Source organism: Streptomyces sp. NPDC031426 (assembly GCF_055581585.1).
This window is the reverse complement of sequence record NZ_JBVIJE010000003.1, coordinates 229,967-244,464: the sequence shown is the minus strand read 5'-3', so window position 1 is coordinate 244,464 and position 14,498 is coordinate 229,967. Positions and strand designations below refer to the sequence as shown.

The window sequence follows — 14,498 nt, the reverse complement described above, 5'->3', positions numbered from 1 at the left end:
TGGTCGACGGAGTGCCCGCCGGCGAGTCGCGACGGCGGGGCCCGACCGCGAGGAGCCCCCGTGACGCAGCAGGTCCCGTCGACCGAGCCGGAGCTGGCCGGTGTGCGCAATTTCCGTGACGTGGGCGGACTGCCCACCACGGACGGACGACGGGTTCGTCACGGCGTGCTGTTCCGCAGCGGGCACCTGGCGCACGCGACGGAGGACGACGCGGCCTTCCTCGCCTCCCTGGGCCTGCACACGATCTTCGACTTCCGCAACGCGGCCGACCAGAAGCTGGAGGGCCCGGACGTCGAGCTGCCCGGCGTACGGAACGTGAACCTGCCGCTGAGCGACCCGGCGGACGGCGCCGAGTTCTGGAAGATGGTCCGCGACGGCGATCTCGACCAGCTGCGCGGCATCCTGTCCGACGGCAAGGGGGCGGCCCGGATGATCGCCTCGTACCGGTCGATCGTCATGGAGCGCACCGCCGAGCACTCCCAGGTGCTGCGCGCGCTCGTCGAGGAGAGCGTGCCCGCGCTGATGCACTGCGCGGCGGGCAAGGACCGCGCCGGCATCTCCATAGCCGTGACACTCCTCGCGCTCGGCGTGGAGCGCGAGGCGATCGTCGCCGACTACCTGGAGTCCAACGCCAAGCACCGGCGCTACAAGGTCCGCCGCAACGGGAGCGCGGACACCGCGTACACCCCGGAGATCATGGAGCTGCTCAGCCCGCTCTTCGACGCCCGCGCCGAGTACCTCCACGCGGCGTTCGAGACCATCGAGGAGACCTGGGGCGGTGTGGACACCTACCTGGAACGGGGTCTCGGTCTCACCCCGGTGTCCCGCGACGCGCTGCGCGAGCGCCTGCTGGACTGACCGGCCGGCGCGTCAGTTCTTCGCGCCCAGCGCGAACAGCAGGAAGAGGAACCCGGCCAGGACATGGCCGAGGGCGATGTAGATGATCAGGCGGATCCACAGGGAACGGGGGAACTTCGTCTCCAGGTCGCTCATGGCAGCTCTCCGGTCAGCGGCCCCAGGCACAGCGTGGCCGTGGGGCTCTGTAGCAGGGTGTGGACGAACAGCAGCTCGACGCCGTCGTGGTCCTCGGCGGCGAGGCGGTGCGGGGTGAGCGAGTCGAAGTGCGCGCTGTCGCCGGGCGCGAGCAGGTGCACCGTGTCGCCGAGGCGCAGCCGCAGCCGGCCCCGCAGGACGTAGAGCCACTCCTCGCCGGGGTGGACCCGCACGACGTCGCCCTGTGAGCCGTACGGCACGCGCACGCGCAGGGCCTGCATGGCGCGGCCCGGCGCCCCGGCCTGGAAGTACGTCCAGCCGCCCGCCCGGGTCGGCTCCATGTCCCCGGCCCGCACGATCGCGTCCCGGTCGGCGGCCGTCTCGCCGAGCAGTTCGGAGACGGTCGTACTGTAGATACGGGCGAGGGCCAGCAGCATCGGCAACGACGGCTGCCGCTGTCCTGTCTCCAGCCGGGACAAATGGGCCGGTGAGAGCCCGGCGGCGCGGGCCGCGACCTCCAGAGTGAGGCCGGCGCGCCGCCGCAGTGCCCGCAATTGCGGTGCGACGGCGGGCAACTCGCCGCCCGGGCCTGCCAGCGGCGGCCCGGCGTCTGAGGCGTTCATGCCTCCATTCAGCCCCATTCTTGCCTGTTGGGCAATTTTATTGCCTCTGAGGCAAAGGAGTCTCGGCGCGCCTCTGTCCCTTCGTGATCCGGCCGCCGGACGATCCGCGCTCCGTATGCGCGCCATCGCGGGTCCCGTTATGGTCCAAAGGTGCGCCCCGCCCAGATCACCCGGGCGCCCTCCCAATCGTTCACCATCGTCCCGAAGCGACCGGAGGGCAGATGGCACTCACCTCCACGGGCCGCCGTCGCCGCACGCTGCCTCCGCTCCGGGCCGGGTCGGCCCGGGTCGCGACCGGGATCCTCGTCATCGGCCTGCTCGCGGCGCCCGCGCACGCACAGCAGGGCACCGGCAGCGGGACGGCGATCGGCACCGTCGCCCGGACGGTGGGCGATGCCCGCTTCGTGCCGGGTGCCTGCCCGAAGACCGCGGAGCCGGTCCCCGCGCTGAAGGGAGCCCGCTGCGGCACGCTCAGGGTGCCCGAGAACCGCACCCGGCGGGGCGGCCGGACGATCACCCTCGGCGTGGCGATCGTCCCGGCGACCGCGGCCAAGCCGAAGGCCGACCCCGTCGTGTGGTTCGCCGGCGGACCCGGCGACGACGCGGTCGGGGAGGCGCGGATGGCGGTCGACGGCGGCCTGAACCGCGACCGGGACCTGATCCTCATGTCCCAGCGAGGGACGTACTCCGCCGACCCGGCGCTCACCTGTCCCGGCGTCGACGCGTTCAACGCACGCGCGGTCGGCCTGGTCCATGACGCCCCGTCCACCGAGCGCCTGCACGTCGAGGCGACCCGGACCTGCCGTGGCCGGCTGGCACGCCGCGGGATCGGCCTCAGCTCCTACAACGGCACCGAGAGCGCCGCCGACTACGCGGACCTGCGTCTCGCCCTGGGCCTCGAGCAGTGGAACGTCTTCGGCATCTCCTACGGCACCGACCTGGCGCTCCTCTACATGCGGCTGCACCCGGAGGGCATCCGTTCGGTCGGCATCGACGGCATCCTGCCGCCGTCCAGGGCCGGTTCGGCCCTGACCTGGAGCAGCGCCCGGCAGGGCTTCGACGGTCTGTTCAAGGCCTGCGCCGCACAGCCCGCGTGCGCCCGCCGCTATCCCCACCTGTCGGCCACCTTCGACCGCCTCGTCCGCGAGCTCGAGGCGCGTCCGGTCACCACGACGGTCACGGTCCCCGGCCGCAGGGCGCCGGTGAAGGTCGTACTGGACGGCGGGGCCCTGGTGAACTGGCTGACCTCCGCCACCCACGTGGCGTCGGCGGTGCCGCGCTCGCTCGACGAGCTGGCCCACGGCAGGCCACAGCGGATCGCCGTGCAGTGGGCGGGCGGCAAGCTCAGCCCCCAGGCCGCCGGAAGGGTGTCCCACGGGCTCGCCTACGGCGTCTTCTGCAGTGAATGGGTGCCGTACGAGAGCCGGGCCGAGGCGATCCGAGGAGGGCGGGAGGCGTTCCCGTCGTTCCCCCGCTCGGTGCTGGCCCAGGCTCCGCAGCTCACCTTCCTCCGCCCGGACTGCGCCGTCTGGAACGTCCCCGCGGCGCCGCGCTCGGTCCGCGACGTCACGCGCAGCGACATCCCCACCCTCGCCCTGTCCGGCGGGTTCGACTCCCAGACGGGGGCGGACAACGGGCCGTACGTCGCCCGGACGCTGAACCGGGCCACCGTCGTCACGGTCCCCTACACCGCCCATGTGACGTTCGCCGCGTCGCCGTGCGCGCAGGCGATCACCCGCTCGTTCCTCGACACCCCGGCCGCGCCGGACACCGGATGCCTCAAGGACGTCAAGCCGCCGCAGTTCGAGATCGGACCCTAGCGGTACGACTCGCGCGGCGGGTCCGTGCCCGCGCTCCGCACCGGGCCGGTGCCGGTGCCGGGCGCGGGCACGGACCGCGCGGTCAGCGGTTGGCCACCGCCTGCTTGATCAGGGTCTTGCCGAAGTCCCACATCAGGCCGCCACCGCTGTGGGCGTCGTCCATCACGGCCGAGAACGCGTCCACGAACCGCTCGACGTCCGCCTCGTCGATGATCAGCGGCGGGATCAGCTTGATCACCTCCAGATGGTCCCCGGAGACCTGGGTGAGGATCCGGTGCCTTTGCAGCAGCGGTACGACGACCATCTGCGCGAACAGGCCCTTGCGGGCGGCCTGGAGCATGGTCCAGCGGCTGCGCAGCTTCAGCGAGGAGGGCCTGCCGAACTCGATGCCGATCATCAGGCCCCGGCCCCGGACGTCGGCGAGCAGCTCGTAGGTGTCGATCAGTGCGGTCAGCCGGGACTTCAGCAGCTCGCCCGTCTTGCGCACGCCCGCGACGATCTGCTCGTTCTCCATGACCGACAGCACGGCGAGCCCGCACGCCATCGCCTGCGCGTTGGAGCCGAAGCTCGCCGAGTGAACCAGGACCCGGTCCATGGACGAGTAGACCCTCTTGAAGATCCAGTCCTTGCCGAGGGTGGCGCCGACCGGTACGTATCCGCCGGACAGCGCCTTGGCCACACACACCAGGTCGGGTTCGACGCCGTCCTCGTGCTGGTAGGCGTAGAAGTCGCCGGTGCGGCCGAGACCGGTCTGCACCTCGTCGGCGATGAGCAGTGCCTTGTGCCTGTGCAGCAGTTCCTGGGCGGCGCGCAGATAGCCGGGCGGCGCCTCGTGCACCCCCTTGCCCTGGATCGGCTCCACGATCAGGGCGGCCACGTCGCCCTTCTTCAGCTCCCGCGCCAGGGCGTCGAGGTCCCCGAGCGGTACGGCGGTGTCGGGCAGCAGCGGGGCGAAGCCGTCCCGGAAGCCGCTCTCGCCGTTGACCGACAGGGAGCCGGTGGTCAGGCCGTGGAAGGCGTGGTCGCAGTAGAGGATGCGGCGCTTGCCGGTGGCGTACCGGGCGAACTTCAGCGCCGTCTCCACGGCCTCCGTGCCGCTGTTGCCGAAGAACACCCGGTCCAGGTGCGGGCTGTGGGCGAGGAGCCGTTCGGCGAGCAGTCCGGGCAGCGGCTGGCAGTCGAACCGGGTGAGGTCGGCGAGGTCCAGGTCGAGCACGTCGTGCAGCGCCTTGCGGACGACCGGGTGGTGGCGGCCGAGGCCCATCACCCCGAACCCGGCGAGCATGTCCAGGTGGTCGTTGCCGTCCGCGTCGAAGAAGTGGGCGCCCTCGGCCCGCTCGTAGACCTTGTCGAAGCCGATGGTGTGCAGCATGCGGGGGAGCTGCGGATTGAGGTACTTGGTGTGCAGCTCGTAGCGTTCGGCTCCGCGCTCGGCGAGCAGCGCGCCGAGGTCGAACTCCGTGCTCATTCACTCTCCTTGGCCGGGCCGCCCGCGTCCTTGACGGCCAGACTCCCACTGATCCGCCCGGCAATCTCGACGGGCGTGAGACCGATGTCGGCCAGCACCTCGCCGCGCTTGGCGTGCGCGAGGAACTGCTCCGGAATGCCGAACCGCCGTACCGGCACGTCCACGTCGGCGTCGCCGAGCGCCAGCGCCACGGCCGAACCGACGCCCGCGGAGCGGCTGTTGTCCTCCACCACGGCCACCAGCCGGTGTTCGGCGGCGAGGCCCGGCAGCGAGGAGTCGACGGGCTTGACCCACCGGGGATCCACCACCGTGCAGTTGATGCCGCGCGCCTGGAGCAGATCGGCGGCCTGCAGGCACACCGGGGCCATCACGCCGACGGCGACGAGCAGCACCTCGGGGCGTTCGGCGCGGTGCAGGACGTCCATGCCGCCGACCCGGTCGAGTGCCGGGATGTCGGGGCCGACCGACTCCTTCGGGAAGCGCACCAGGGTGGGCGCGTCGTCCACGGCGACGGCCTCGCGCAGCTGGGCCCGCAGCTGGCCCGCGTCGCGCGGGGCGGCGATCCTGAGACCGGGGACGACCTGGAGGATGGACATGTCCCACATGCCGTTGTGGGAGGCCCCGTCCACGCCGGTGACGCCGGCCCGGTCCAGGACGAAGGTGACCCCGCAGCGGTGCAGCGCGACGTCCATCAGCAGTTGGTCGAAGGCGCGGTTGAGGAAGGTGGCGTACACGGCGACGACCGGGTGCAGCCCGCCGGTGGCTAGGCCGGCCGCGGAGACGGCCGCGTGCTGCTCGGCGATGCCCACGTCCCACACGCGGTCGGGGAAGCGCTCGGCGAACCGGCCGAGACCGACCGGGTGCAGCATGGCCGCCGTGATGGCGACGACGTCGTCCCGTTCCTCGCCGATCCGCACGATCTCGTCGCCGAACACCGAGGTCCAGGAAGGGCCGCCCGCCGGTGCGAGGGGCTCGCAGGTCAGCGGGTCCATCACGCCGACGGTGTGGAAGTGGTCCTCCTCGTGGGCGAGGGCGGGCTCGTAGCCACGTCCCTTCTCGGTGAGGCAGTGGACCAGGACCGGGCCGTGGAAGCGTTTCGCGCGGCGCAGCGCCGACTCGACGGCCTTGATGTCGTGGCCGTCGATCGGGCCGACGTACTTCAGGCCCAGGTCCTCGAACATGCCCTGCGGGGCGAAGGCGTCCTTGAAGCCCTTCTTCGCGCCGTGCAGGGACTCGTAGATGGTGTTCCCGACGATCGGGGTGCGCAGCAGTACGTCCTTGCCCCAGGCGAGGACCTTCTCGTAGCTGTCGGTGGTGCGCAGGGTGGCCAGGTGGTTGGCGAGGCCGCCGATGGTCGGGGCGTAGGAGCGCTCGTTGTCGTTGACGACGATGATCAGCGGGCGGTCCCTGGCGGCCGCGATGTTGTTCAGCGCCTCCCAGGCCATGCCGCCGGTCAGCGCGCCGTCGCCGATGACCGCGACCACATGGCCCTTCTCCCCCTGCACCTGGTTGGCCTTGGCGAGGCCGTCGGCCCAGCCGAGCGCCGTGGAGGCATGGCTGTTCTCGATGACGTCGTGCTCGGACTCCTCGCGCGAGGGGTAGCCGGACAGTCCGCCCTTGCCGCGCAGCTTGGAGAAGTCCTGACGCCCCGTCAGCAACTTGTGGACGTAGGACTGGTGGCCGGTGTCCCACAGGATGCGGTCGACCGGTGACTCGAAGACCCGGTGGAGTGCGATGGAGAGTTCCACCACCCCCAGATTGGGTCCGAGGTGACCGCCGGTCCTCGATACCGCTTGCACCAGGAACTCACGTATTTCGTGTGACAGTTCGCCGAGTTTCGCCTCGGACAGCGCTTTCAGGTCGCGTGGTGTCCGGATGGTCTCCAGAATGCTCACGCTGGGCCCCCTCTCGGTCCGTGCCGTGCTGTGCTCAACTCATTCGTCTGCGGGGATCGTCCGCTCGGCGAGCTTCATGGCCTCCTCGATCAGGGTCTCCACGATCTTCGACTCGGGGACGGTCTTGATGACCTCGCCCTTGACGAAGATCTGCCCCTTTCCGTTGCCCGAGGCAACTCCGAGGTCGGCCTCACGGGCCTCGCCGGGACCGTTCACCACGCACCCCATGACCGCGACCCTGAGCGGCACTTCCATGCCGTCCAGGCCCGCCGTGACCTCCTCCGCGAGCTTGTAGACGTCCACCTGGGCCCGCCCGCAGGACGGACAGGAGACGATCTCCAGGCGCCGCTGCCGCAGGCCGAGCGACTCCAGGATCTGGATGCCGACCTTGACCTCCTCGGCGGGCGGAGCGCTGAGCGACACCCGGATCGTGTCCCCGATGCCCCGGGACAGCAGCGCCCCGAAGGCGACGGCCGACTTGATCGTGCCCTGGAACGCCGGGCCGGCCTCGGTGACCCCCAGGTGCAGCGGGTAGTCGCAGCTCTCGGCGAGCTGCCGGTAGGCCTCGATCATCACGACCGGGTCGTTGTGTTTGACGGAGATCTTGATGTCCCGGAAGTCGTGCTCCTCGAAGAGGGATGCCTCCCAGAGAGCGCTCTCGACCAGCGCCTCCGGGGTGGCCCTGCCGTACTTCTGCAGCAGCCGTCGGTCCAGGGAGCCGGCGTTGACGCCGATCCGGATCGGTGTGCCGTGGTCCTTGGCGGCGCGCGCGATCTCCTTCACCTGGTCGTCGAACTTCTTGATGTTGCCCGGGTTCACCCGGACCGCCGCGCAGCCGGCCTCGATGGCCGCGAAGACGTATTTCGGCTGGAAGTGGATGTCCGCGATCACCGGGATCTGCGACTTGCGCGCGATGGTCGCGAGGGCGTCCGCGTCGTCCTGGGTGGGGCAGGCGACGCGGACGATCTGGCAGCCGGACGCGGTGAGTTCAGCGATCTGCTGCAGGGTGGCGCCGATGTCCGACGTACGGGTCGTCGTCATCGACTGCACCGACACCGGGGCCCCGCCCCCGACCGCCACCGGACCGACGTGGATCTGCCGCGACTGCCGCCGCGGCGCGACGGGCCGGGCCGGTACCTCGGGAACGCCCAAGGGCACGGCGGTCATCGCGTCAGCCCTGCTTTCCGCTCGTCATCGTCTCGCGCGCGGCCCGCAGCGACTCCTTCAGGGAGCCCATCGTGGCGAGTACGGCGGTCGGCTCGTAGCCGCAGTGCGCCATGCAGTTGGCACAGCGCGGGTCCTTGCCGCGGCCGTACTTGTCCCAGTCGGTCTCCTCGACGAGTTCGCGGTACGTGGACACGTATCCGTCGCTCATCAGATAGCAGGGGCGCTGCCAGCCGAAGAGCGAGTAGCTCGGGATCGCCCACGCCGTGCAGGGGAAGTCGACCTTTCCCTCCAGGAAGTCCAGGAAGAGCGGGCTCTGGTTGAGCCGCCACTTCCTGCGGTTGCCGCCCGCGAAGGCCTTCTTGAACAGCTCGCGGGTCTGCTGCACACCGAGGAAGTGCTCCTGGTCGGGGGCCTTCTCGTAGGCGTAGGCGGGCGAGAGCATCATCTCGTCCACCTTCAGGTCGTCGTTGAGGTAGTTCAGCACCTCGATGACGGTCTGCGGGGTGTCGGTGTTGAAGAAGGTGGAGTTGGTGGTCACCCGGAAGCCGCGCCGCTTGGCCTCCTTGATGGCCTCGACCGCCTCGTCGAAGGTGCCCTCCTTCGCCACGGAGGCGTCGTGCCGCTCGCGCAGCCCGTCGATGTGCACGGCCCACGCGAAGTACGGCGAGGGCTTGAACTTGTCCATCTTCTTGCGCATGAGAAGCGCGTTCGTGCACAGGAACACGAACTTCTTCTTGGCGACCAACTGCCGTACGATCTCGTCGATCTGAGGGTGCATCAACGGTTCACCACCGGCGATGGACACCATCGGCGCACCGGATTCCAGCACCGCGCCCACGGCCTGGGCGACGGGCATGCGCTGCTTGAGGACGCCCGCCGGGTGCTGGATCTTGCCGCAGCCCTCGCACTTGAGGTTGCACGCGAACAGCGGCTCCAGCTCGACCAGCAGGGCGAACTTGTCCCTCTTCTTGAGCTTCTGTTCGAGCAGGTATGTAGCGACCTTGACGGTCTGACGCAACGGCATGGCCATCTGGCTCACCTCCGGGGGAGCAGCAAAGAACGGTGCCATTCGAAGAATGCGGGAAGAACAGAACGAAGAACACGGAAAGCCGATATTCCACCGCGTACGGTGCCGATCCGGACGAGTTCATGTTCAGGAGCGTCCACGACCACCCGTACGGCCGCGACCGGGCGCTCAGCGCCGCGGACGGCCGTGAGGAGCGTGGCCGCCGACTCCATGTCGACCGCGATCGCGCCGGTCGCGAGCAGGTCGGACCGCTCATGGCCCCGGACGACATGGTCGGAGCCGGTGAGCGGGCCGGTGTGGACCGTGCGTCCGGGCAGGATGCGCACGAGTTCCTTGACGAGCAGCTCGGTGCCGACGCAGGGGACGGCGCCGCGCGGGTCCCGGGTCTCCTCCGCGACCACCAGGTCGCCGGGGTGCATGCCGGGGGCGAGCCCGGCGCAGAAGCCGGTGGCCAGTACGGCCGCGCCGGCCAGCGCCGGGACCGCGAGCTGCCGGGTCAGGGAGCGTTCCGCCGCACGGGGGCCCATGCCCGTACGGAGGAAGCTGACCGGCCCGTCCGCCCCGCTCCTGTCCCCGGTGCGCAGGGCGAGGTGCTCGATGCCGAGCGCACAGGCGATCAGCAGCGGGACGGGTGCGGGCCGGGTGGTCAAGTCAGCTCCCCTTCGCCTCGGACAGCGGCTTCCGGGTGAGGAGGCCGCGCTCGAAGGGGTCACCGTGCAGATACCGGCCGAGCGCGGTGAGCGGGAAGACCTGCCGGTAGAGGTGGTAGTTGATGGAGAAGTCCCAGGGGAAGCCGGTGCCGGTGAAGTACGGCTCGTCCCAGGTGCCGTCCTCCCGCTGGGTTTCCGCGAGCCACCGGATGCCGCGCTCGACGGCCTTGGAGTCCTGCTCCCCCGCCGCGAGCAGTGCCATCAGCGCCCACGCGGTCTGCGAGGCCGTGGAGGCGCCGCGGCCGCTCCACTCCTTGACGTACTTGTAGGAGCGCAGGTCCTCGCCCCAGCCGCCGTCGTCGTTCTGCACCCTCTCCAGCCAGGTCACGGCCCGCCGGATCGCCGGGTGCGAGCCGGGCAGCCCGGCCGCGGTCAGCGCGGGCACCACCGAACCCGTGCCGTAGATGTAGTTGACGCCCCAGCGGCCGAACCACGAGCCGTCCGGCTCCTGTTCGGCGAGCAGCCAGTCGATGCCGCGCCGGGTGCGCGGGTCGTGGGCGAGGCCCTCTGCGGCGAGCATCTCCACGACGTGCGCGGTGACATCGGCCGACGGCGGGTCGATGACCTCGCCGAAGTCGCAGAACGGCAGCCGGTTCGGGAACGGGCTGGTGTTGTCGACGTCGAAGGCGCCCCACGCGCCGTTCTTCGACTGCATCCCGAGGTTCCAGCGCACGGCGCGGCCGATCGCGTGGTCCACGCGTTCGGGGTCGTGGTGCCTGACCCGGCGCAGCGCGAGGGAGACCTCGGCGGTGTCGTCGATGTCGGGGTAGTTGTCGTTGTGGAACTCGAACGCCCAGCCGCCCGGCGGGAGTTCGGGCCGCCGTACGGCCCAGTCACCGGGCCGGACGATCTCCTCGCCGAGCATCCAGTCGGCCGCCTTGACCAGTTGCGGATGGTCGACGGGCAGGCCCGCGTCAACGAGGGCGATGGTGGCCAGGCAGGTGTCCCACACCGGGGACTGGCAGGCCTCGATCATCCGGGCGCCGTCCTCGCGCCAGACGGCAAACCGGTCCAGCGAGGCGAGGCCCTCGCGCATCACGGGATGTTCGAGGTCGTAGCCCAGCAGGTGCAGGGCGATGACCGAGTACACGGCCGGGGGCTGGATGCCGCCCCAGCAGCCGTCGTTCTCCTGCCGCTCGATGATCCAGCGGGCCGCCGAGTTCAGCGCGGCCCTGCGGAGTCTGCGCACGGCGACCTTGCGGTAGCCGCGGACCACCTTGTCGAGCCGCTGGAACAGCCCGTCCCAGCTCGCCACGGGGGCGAGCGGCTGCGGCGGGTTGGGGTTCGCCGGGTCGGTGTGCAGCTCGTCCAGCGGGAACGGCGCCGGGCGCACCGGGCGCTTGGCGGAGACGACGGTGAGCGGCACGATCGTCTGCCGCGCCCAGCAGCCGAAGTCGTAGATGTTGAGCGGGAACCAGGTGGGGAAGTAGATCAGCTCCGGCGGCAGCTCGGGCAGGTCCTCCCACTTCCACCAGCCGAACAGGGCGAGCCAGATACGGGTGAACACCCGGGAGGCGGCGATACCGCCGCGCTCACGGATCCAGGCGGAGGCCTTAGCCATGTGCGGGTCGTCGGGTGTGTCGCCGGCCAGGCGCAGGGCGACATAGGCCTCTACAGTGGTGGACAGTTCGCCGGGCCCGCCGTAAAAGGTGGCCCAGGTGCCGTCCTCGCGCTGCTCGCCGCGGATGAACTTCGCGGCGGCCTGCGTGGTCCGCTCGTCGCGGATTCCCAGGAACTGGCGCAGCAGCAGGTCCTCGGCGTCCATGGTGACGTTGGTCTCCAGGTCGCCCTTCCACCAGCCCTGGGCGTCCTGCCGCGCGAGCAGGAAGTCGGTGGCGCGCCGGGTGGCGCGTGCGGCGGCTTCTTGTACCCCGGCCGCCTCGGGTGTGGTGATGGCAGTGGTTTCGCTGGCCGCGGCAGCGCGGGACGGCACAGTCGCCCCGGTGCTTCCGTCGGTCGTCGCTGTCATGGCTTCCCCTTCGTGCAGTCGTGCGAGTCGTGCTGCTGTGGGTCCGCCGTCGGCCGGTGTCCTGATGTCGATCCTCGGACACCGGCCGGCGACTACGCGAGGCCTGTTGGGCCGATAGTGATCATCTCTTTCGTACGACGACGAAGTCGGCGAGCGCCGTGAAGGACTCGCGTACCCGGCCGGGCATGTCGACGGCGTCGAGGGCTTCGATGGCGATGGTGTGCTGTCGGCGTGCTTCCTCGGCCGTCCAGTCGCGGCCGCCGGCCTGCTCGATGAGAGCCGCGCGGGCCGCGAACTCCTCCTCGGAGAAGTTCTCGAAGTCGCTGCTCTTGGCGTCCGCGGCGAGGATCTCGCCGAGCTGCTCGGAGGCGGAGCCGCCGGCCGCGAGGGCGGCGACGACCGGCAGGGACTTCTTGCGCTGGCGCAGGTCGCTCCAGGTCTGCTTGCCGGTGGCCTCCGGGTCGCCCCAGATGCCGAGCAGGTCGTCGATCGCCTGGAAGGCGAGGCCGAGGTGGTAGCCGTACCGCTCCAGGGCGTCGGCGGTGGCGTCGTCCGCGCCGCCGAGGACCGCGCCGATGGAGCTGGAGGCGGCGAGCAGCGCGCCGGTCTTGTTGCCTTCCATCTCCAGGCACTCCTCGACGCTGACCCGGTCGCGGTGCTCATAGGAGATGTCCTGCGCCTGACCGTCGATGAGGGCGCGGGTGGCGGTGGTGAGCCGGCGGGTGGCGCGGCCGGCCTCGACGGTGCCGAGCTCCAGCAGGATCTCGTTGGCGAGGGCGAACAGGGCGTCGCCGACCAGGATCGCCTGGGCGGGGCCGTGCACCTTCCAGACGGTGTCGCGGTGCCGGCGCTGCTCGTCGCCGTCCATCAGGTCGTCGTGCAGCAGCGAGAAGTTGTGGACGAGTTCGACGGCGACGGCGCCGGGGATGCCCGCCTCGGGCGCGGCGCCGGTGACCTCGGCGGAGAGCACGGCGAGCGCGGGACGCACGGCCTTGCCGCCGTCGCCGTCGGCCGGATTGCCCTGGGCGTCGATCCAGCCGAAGTGGTAGGCGGCGACGGTGTCCATGGGAGACGCCAGCCGGTCGACGGCCGCACGCAGGACCGGAGTGGCCAGGTTCCGGCCGCGCTCCAGCAGCGCGGTCACGTCCACCGCGGCCCGTGGGACGGGCGTCGAGGCCGGGGGCACAGTGGGCACAGTCTCTCCTCTTGTTGCGGTACCGGGGGTGCGGGGGCCTGCCGCGGGCTCTTGATCGAGCATCAGGCCGCCTCCTCGAACTCGAAGAGATGGCGGGGGCGGGGCCGGCCCAGGGCGCTGAGCGCCGCGTCGGCCGCGCTCACTCCACTGCGGACCGCACTCTCCATGGTCGCGGGCCACCCGGTGGCGGTCCACGCTCCGGCCAGGTACAGGCCGGGGGCCTTGGTGCGGGCGCCGGGCCGCAGCCGCCCGACGCCGGGGGTGGGGGCGAACGTGGCGGTGCGCTCCCGGGTCACGAAGAAGTCCTTCACCACGGCGCCCCGGGTACCCGGAATCAGCCGCTCCAGCTCCGGCAGATAGCGCTCGCGGAGTTCGGCGACCGGCAGATCGATCTCTCCGTGCGCGGCCGACTGGGACAGCGCCAGGTACTGACCCTCGGTCAGCCCGGAGGCGTCGGTGCGGTCGAAGACCCACTGCACGGGCGTGCCGAGGGCCGCGAAGAAGGGGCGCGCGAGCACTTTGCGGTCGTAGACGACATGGACGTTGAGGATCGGCGCGGTGCCGATTTCCAGCAGTTGCCCGGGCGCGTCGAGGGCACCCGGCGGCAGCAGGTCGTGGGCCTCGCGCTGGGGTACGGCGAGGACTAGCGCGTCGGTTTCCAGGTTCTCGCCGGGAACCTGAACGCTCCACGTGCCGTTTTCGTTGGTAGAGACGGAGGTGACGCGTGTACGGACCTCGGTACGGACGCCCGCGGAGTCGAGCGCCTTGCGGGCCAGCCGGTCGTGCAGTTCGCCCAGCGGGACGCGGGCCCAGCCGATGTCGGCCGCGCCCGGGTCGGACAGCAGACCGGTCTTGAACACCATCGCGGCGAGCCCCAGCGAGGCGTCGCCCGCGACCGCGTTGAGGGTGGCGACCCCGACCAGGTCCCACAGGGCCTCGACGGCGCGCGCCGACTGGCCGTGCGCGGCCAGCCAGCTGCCGAAGTCCTGGGTGTCCAGGGTCGGATCGGCGAGGTCGAGCCCCTTCAGCGCGAGCGCGGCCCGCCCGACCGCGGCGCGCTCGGCGAGCGAGAGGTGCGGATAGGCGGCCAGGCTGCGCCCCAGGTGGAGGGGGACGGGCAGCGGGTCGCGCCGCAGCCGGCCGAGCCGCCTGCCCTCGGGCTTGGCGACGTCGACGACGGGCACGTCCAGGCGGTCCTGCAGCGGTGCCAGCGCCGCGCCCTCGATCCGGTCGAGGAACCAGCGGTAGGCGGTGCAGCAGCGCAGGTACACGTGCTGGCCGTTGTCGACGGTCAGGTCGCCGCGCTGGAAGGAGAAGGCGAGGCCGCCCAGCCTGGGCCTGCCTTCGAGCAGGGTGACGCGGACGCCCGCGTCGGCGAGCGCGAGCGCCGCGGTGATCCCGGCGAGCCCGCCGCCGACCACGACGGCGCGGCGGCCTGCGGCGCTTTCCGGTTCCGCGATGCCGTGCGCCGGTGCGGGACGGGAGCCGTCGCTCATGGTGCGTCCTTCCGTGCGGTGCGCTGAGCGGGCTGGGCCGTGATGGGCCGTCGGCCGTCTGCGGGCCCGTCGTGGCTGGTCGCGCCCACGCTGCGGTAGCCGCATGTCGGATACGGCCCCGCGCCCCTTTGGGGC

12 protein-coding genes are annotated in these 14,498 nt (G+C 71.3%); 2 read left to right on the top strand and 10 right to left on the bottom strand.

The window, feature by feature from the left end; translation table 11 throughout:
* The first annotated feature begins 60 nt into the window (after positions 1–60).
* Positions 61–858: a tyrosine-protein phosphatase gene (locus ACZ5NH_RS06545; RefSeq protein WP_468773252.1), complete on the top strand. Its 798-nt coding sequence runs from the start codon at positions 61–63 to the stop codon at positions 856–858.
* Positions 859–870: 12 nt separating this feature from the next.
* Here ACZ5NH_RS06545 and ACZ5NH_RS06540 read toward each other — a convergent pair whose 3' ends face one another.
* Positions 871–993, bottom strand: coding sequence for a DUF6126 family protein (locus ACZ5NH_RS06540; protein ID WP_388626906.1), 123 nt, complete (start codon positions 991–993; stop codon positions 871–873).
* The gene (locus ACZ5NH_RS06535; RefSeq protein WP_468773251.1) at positions 990–1,616 is read right to left on the bottom strand and encodes a helix-turn-helix domain-containing protein; all 627 of its coding nucleotides are present in this window, start codon (positions 1,614–1,616) and stop codon (positions 990–992) included. The genes ACZ5NH_RS06540 and ACZ5NH_RS06535 overlap by 4 nt, the downstream gene beginning before the upstream one ends.
* Positions 1,617–1,837: 221 nt before the next feature.
* On the opposite strand from ACZ5NH_RS06535, the gene ACZ5NH_RS06530 reads away from it, so the two are divergent.
* Complete coding sequence (locus ACZ5NH_RS06530) at positions 1,838–3,436, top strand: alpha/beta fold hydrolase (protein ID WP_468773250.1); 1,599 nt, start codon at positions 1,838–1,840, stop codon at positions 3,434–3,436.
* Between the two features lie 82 nt (positions 3,437–3,518).
* Here the strand turns inward: ACZ5NH_RS06530 and ACZ5NH_RS06525 are convergent, their stop codons facing one another.
* The 8 genes from ACZ5NH_RS06525 to hpnE all read right to left on the bottom strand — a co-directional run bounded on the left by ACZ5NH_RS06525 (position 3,519) and on the right by hpnE (position 14,363).
* The gene (locus ACZ5NH_RS06525; protein ID WP_468773249.1) at positions 3,519–4,904 is read right to left on the bottom strand and encodes an aspartate aminotransferase family protein; all 1,386 of its coding nucleotides are present in this window, start codon (positions 4,902–4,904) and stop codon (positions 3,519–3,521) included.
* Positions 4,901–6,799 (bottom strand): 1-deoxy-D-xylulose-5-phosphate synthase, encoded by a 1,899-nt coding sequence (gene dxs, locus ACZ5NH_RS06520; RefSeq protein WP_468773248.1) that lies wholly within the window; start codon positions 6,797–6,799, stop codon positions 4,901–4,903. The genes ACZ5NH_RS06525 and dxs overlap by 4 nt, the downstream gene beginning before the upstream one ends.
* Before the next feature lie 39 nt (positions 6,800–6,838).
* A complete protein-coding gene (gene ispG / locus ACZ5NH_RS06515; RefSeq protein WP_388626913.1) occupies positions 6,839–7,966 on the bottom strand; it encodes a flavodoxin-dependent (E)-4-hydroxy-3-methylbut-2-enyl-diphosphate synthase in 1,128 nt (375 codons plus the stop codon).
* 4 nt (positions 7,967–7,970) lie between these two features.
* Complete coding sequence (gene hpnH, locus ACZ5NH_RS06510; RefSeq protein ID WP_388626915.1) at positions 7,971–8,996, bottom strand: adenosyl-hopene transferase HpnH; 1,026 nt, start codon at positions 8,994–8,996, stop codon at positions 7,971–7,973.
* A gap of 5 nt (positions 8,997–9,001) precedes the next feature.
* On the bottom strand, positions 9,002–9,643 hold the full coding sequence (locus ACZ5NH_RS06505) for a phosphorylase family protein (protein ID WP_468773247.1): 642 nt from the start codon (positions 9,641–9,643) through the stop codon (positions 9,002–9,004).
* A gap of 1 nt (position 9,644) precedes the next feature.
* A complete protein-coding gene (shc, locus tag ACZ5NH_RS06500) occupies positions 9,645–11,672 on the bottom strand; it encodes a squalene--hopene cyclase (RefSeq protein ID WP_468773246.1) in 2,028 nt (675 codons plus the stop codon).
* 121 nt (positions 11,673–11,793) lie between these two features.
* On the bottom strand, positions 11,794–12,930 hold the full coding sequence (locus ACZ5NH_RS06495) for a polyprenyl synthetase family protein (RefSeq protein ID WP_468773245.1): 1,137 nt from the start codon (positions 12,928–12,930) through the stop codon (positions 11,794–11,796).
* The gene (hpnE, locus tag ACZ5NH_RS06490) at positions 12,930–14,363 is read right to left on the bottom strand and encodes a hydroxysqualene dehydroxylase HpnE (RefSeq protein ID WP_468773244.1); all 1,434 of its coding nucleotides are present in this window, start codon (positions 14,361–14,363) and stop codon (positions 12,930–12,932) included. Before hpnE ends, ACZ5NH_RS06495 begins: the two co-directional genes overlap by 1 nt.
* Positions 14,364–14,498: the final 135 nt, after the last annotated feature.

What these genes read in the sequence shown, in the direction of transcription:
- ispG (WP_388626913.1), bottom strand. Translation starts at nt 7,966, where the DNA reads ATGACCGCCGTGCCCTTGGGCGTTCCCGAGGTACCGGCCCGGCCCGTC.
- hpnH (WP_388626915.1), bottom strand. Translation starts at nt 8,996, where the DNA reads ATGGCCATGCCGTTGCGTCAGACCGTCAAGGTCGCTACATACCTGCTC.
- ACZ5NH_RS06540 (WP_388626906.1), bottom strand. Translation starts at nt 993, where the DNA reads ATGAGCGACCTGGAGACGAAGTTCCCCCGTTCCCTGTGGATCCGCCTG.
- shc (WP_468773246.1), bottom strand. Translation starts at nt 11,672, where the DNA reads ATGACAGCGACGACCGACGGAAGCACCGGGGCGACTGTGCCGTCCCGC.
- ACZ5NH_RS06535 (WP_468773251.1), bottom strand. Translation starts at nt 1,616, where the DNA reads ATGAACGCCTCAGACGCCGGGCCGCCGCTGGCAGGCCCGGGCGGCGAG.
- hpnE (WP_468773244.1), bottom strand. Translation starts at nt 14,363, where the DNA reads ATGAGCGACGGCTCCCGTCCCGCACCGGCGCACGGCATCGCGGAACCG.
- ACZ5NH_RS06525 (WP_468773249.1), bottom strand. Translation starts at nt 4,904, where the DNA reads ATGAGCACGGAGTTCGACCTCGGCGCGCTGCTCGCCGAGCGCGGAGCC.
- ACZ5NH_RS06530 (WP_468773250.1), top strand. Translation starts at nt 1,838, where the DNA reads ATGGCACTCACCTCCACGGGCCGCCGTCGCCGCACGCTGCCTCCGCTC.
- ACZ5NH_RS06495 (WP_468773245.1), bottom strand. Translation starts at nt 12,930, where the DNA reads ATGCTCGATCAAGAGCCCGCGGCAGGCCCCCGCACCCCCGGTACCGCA.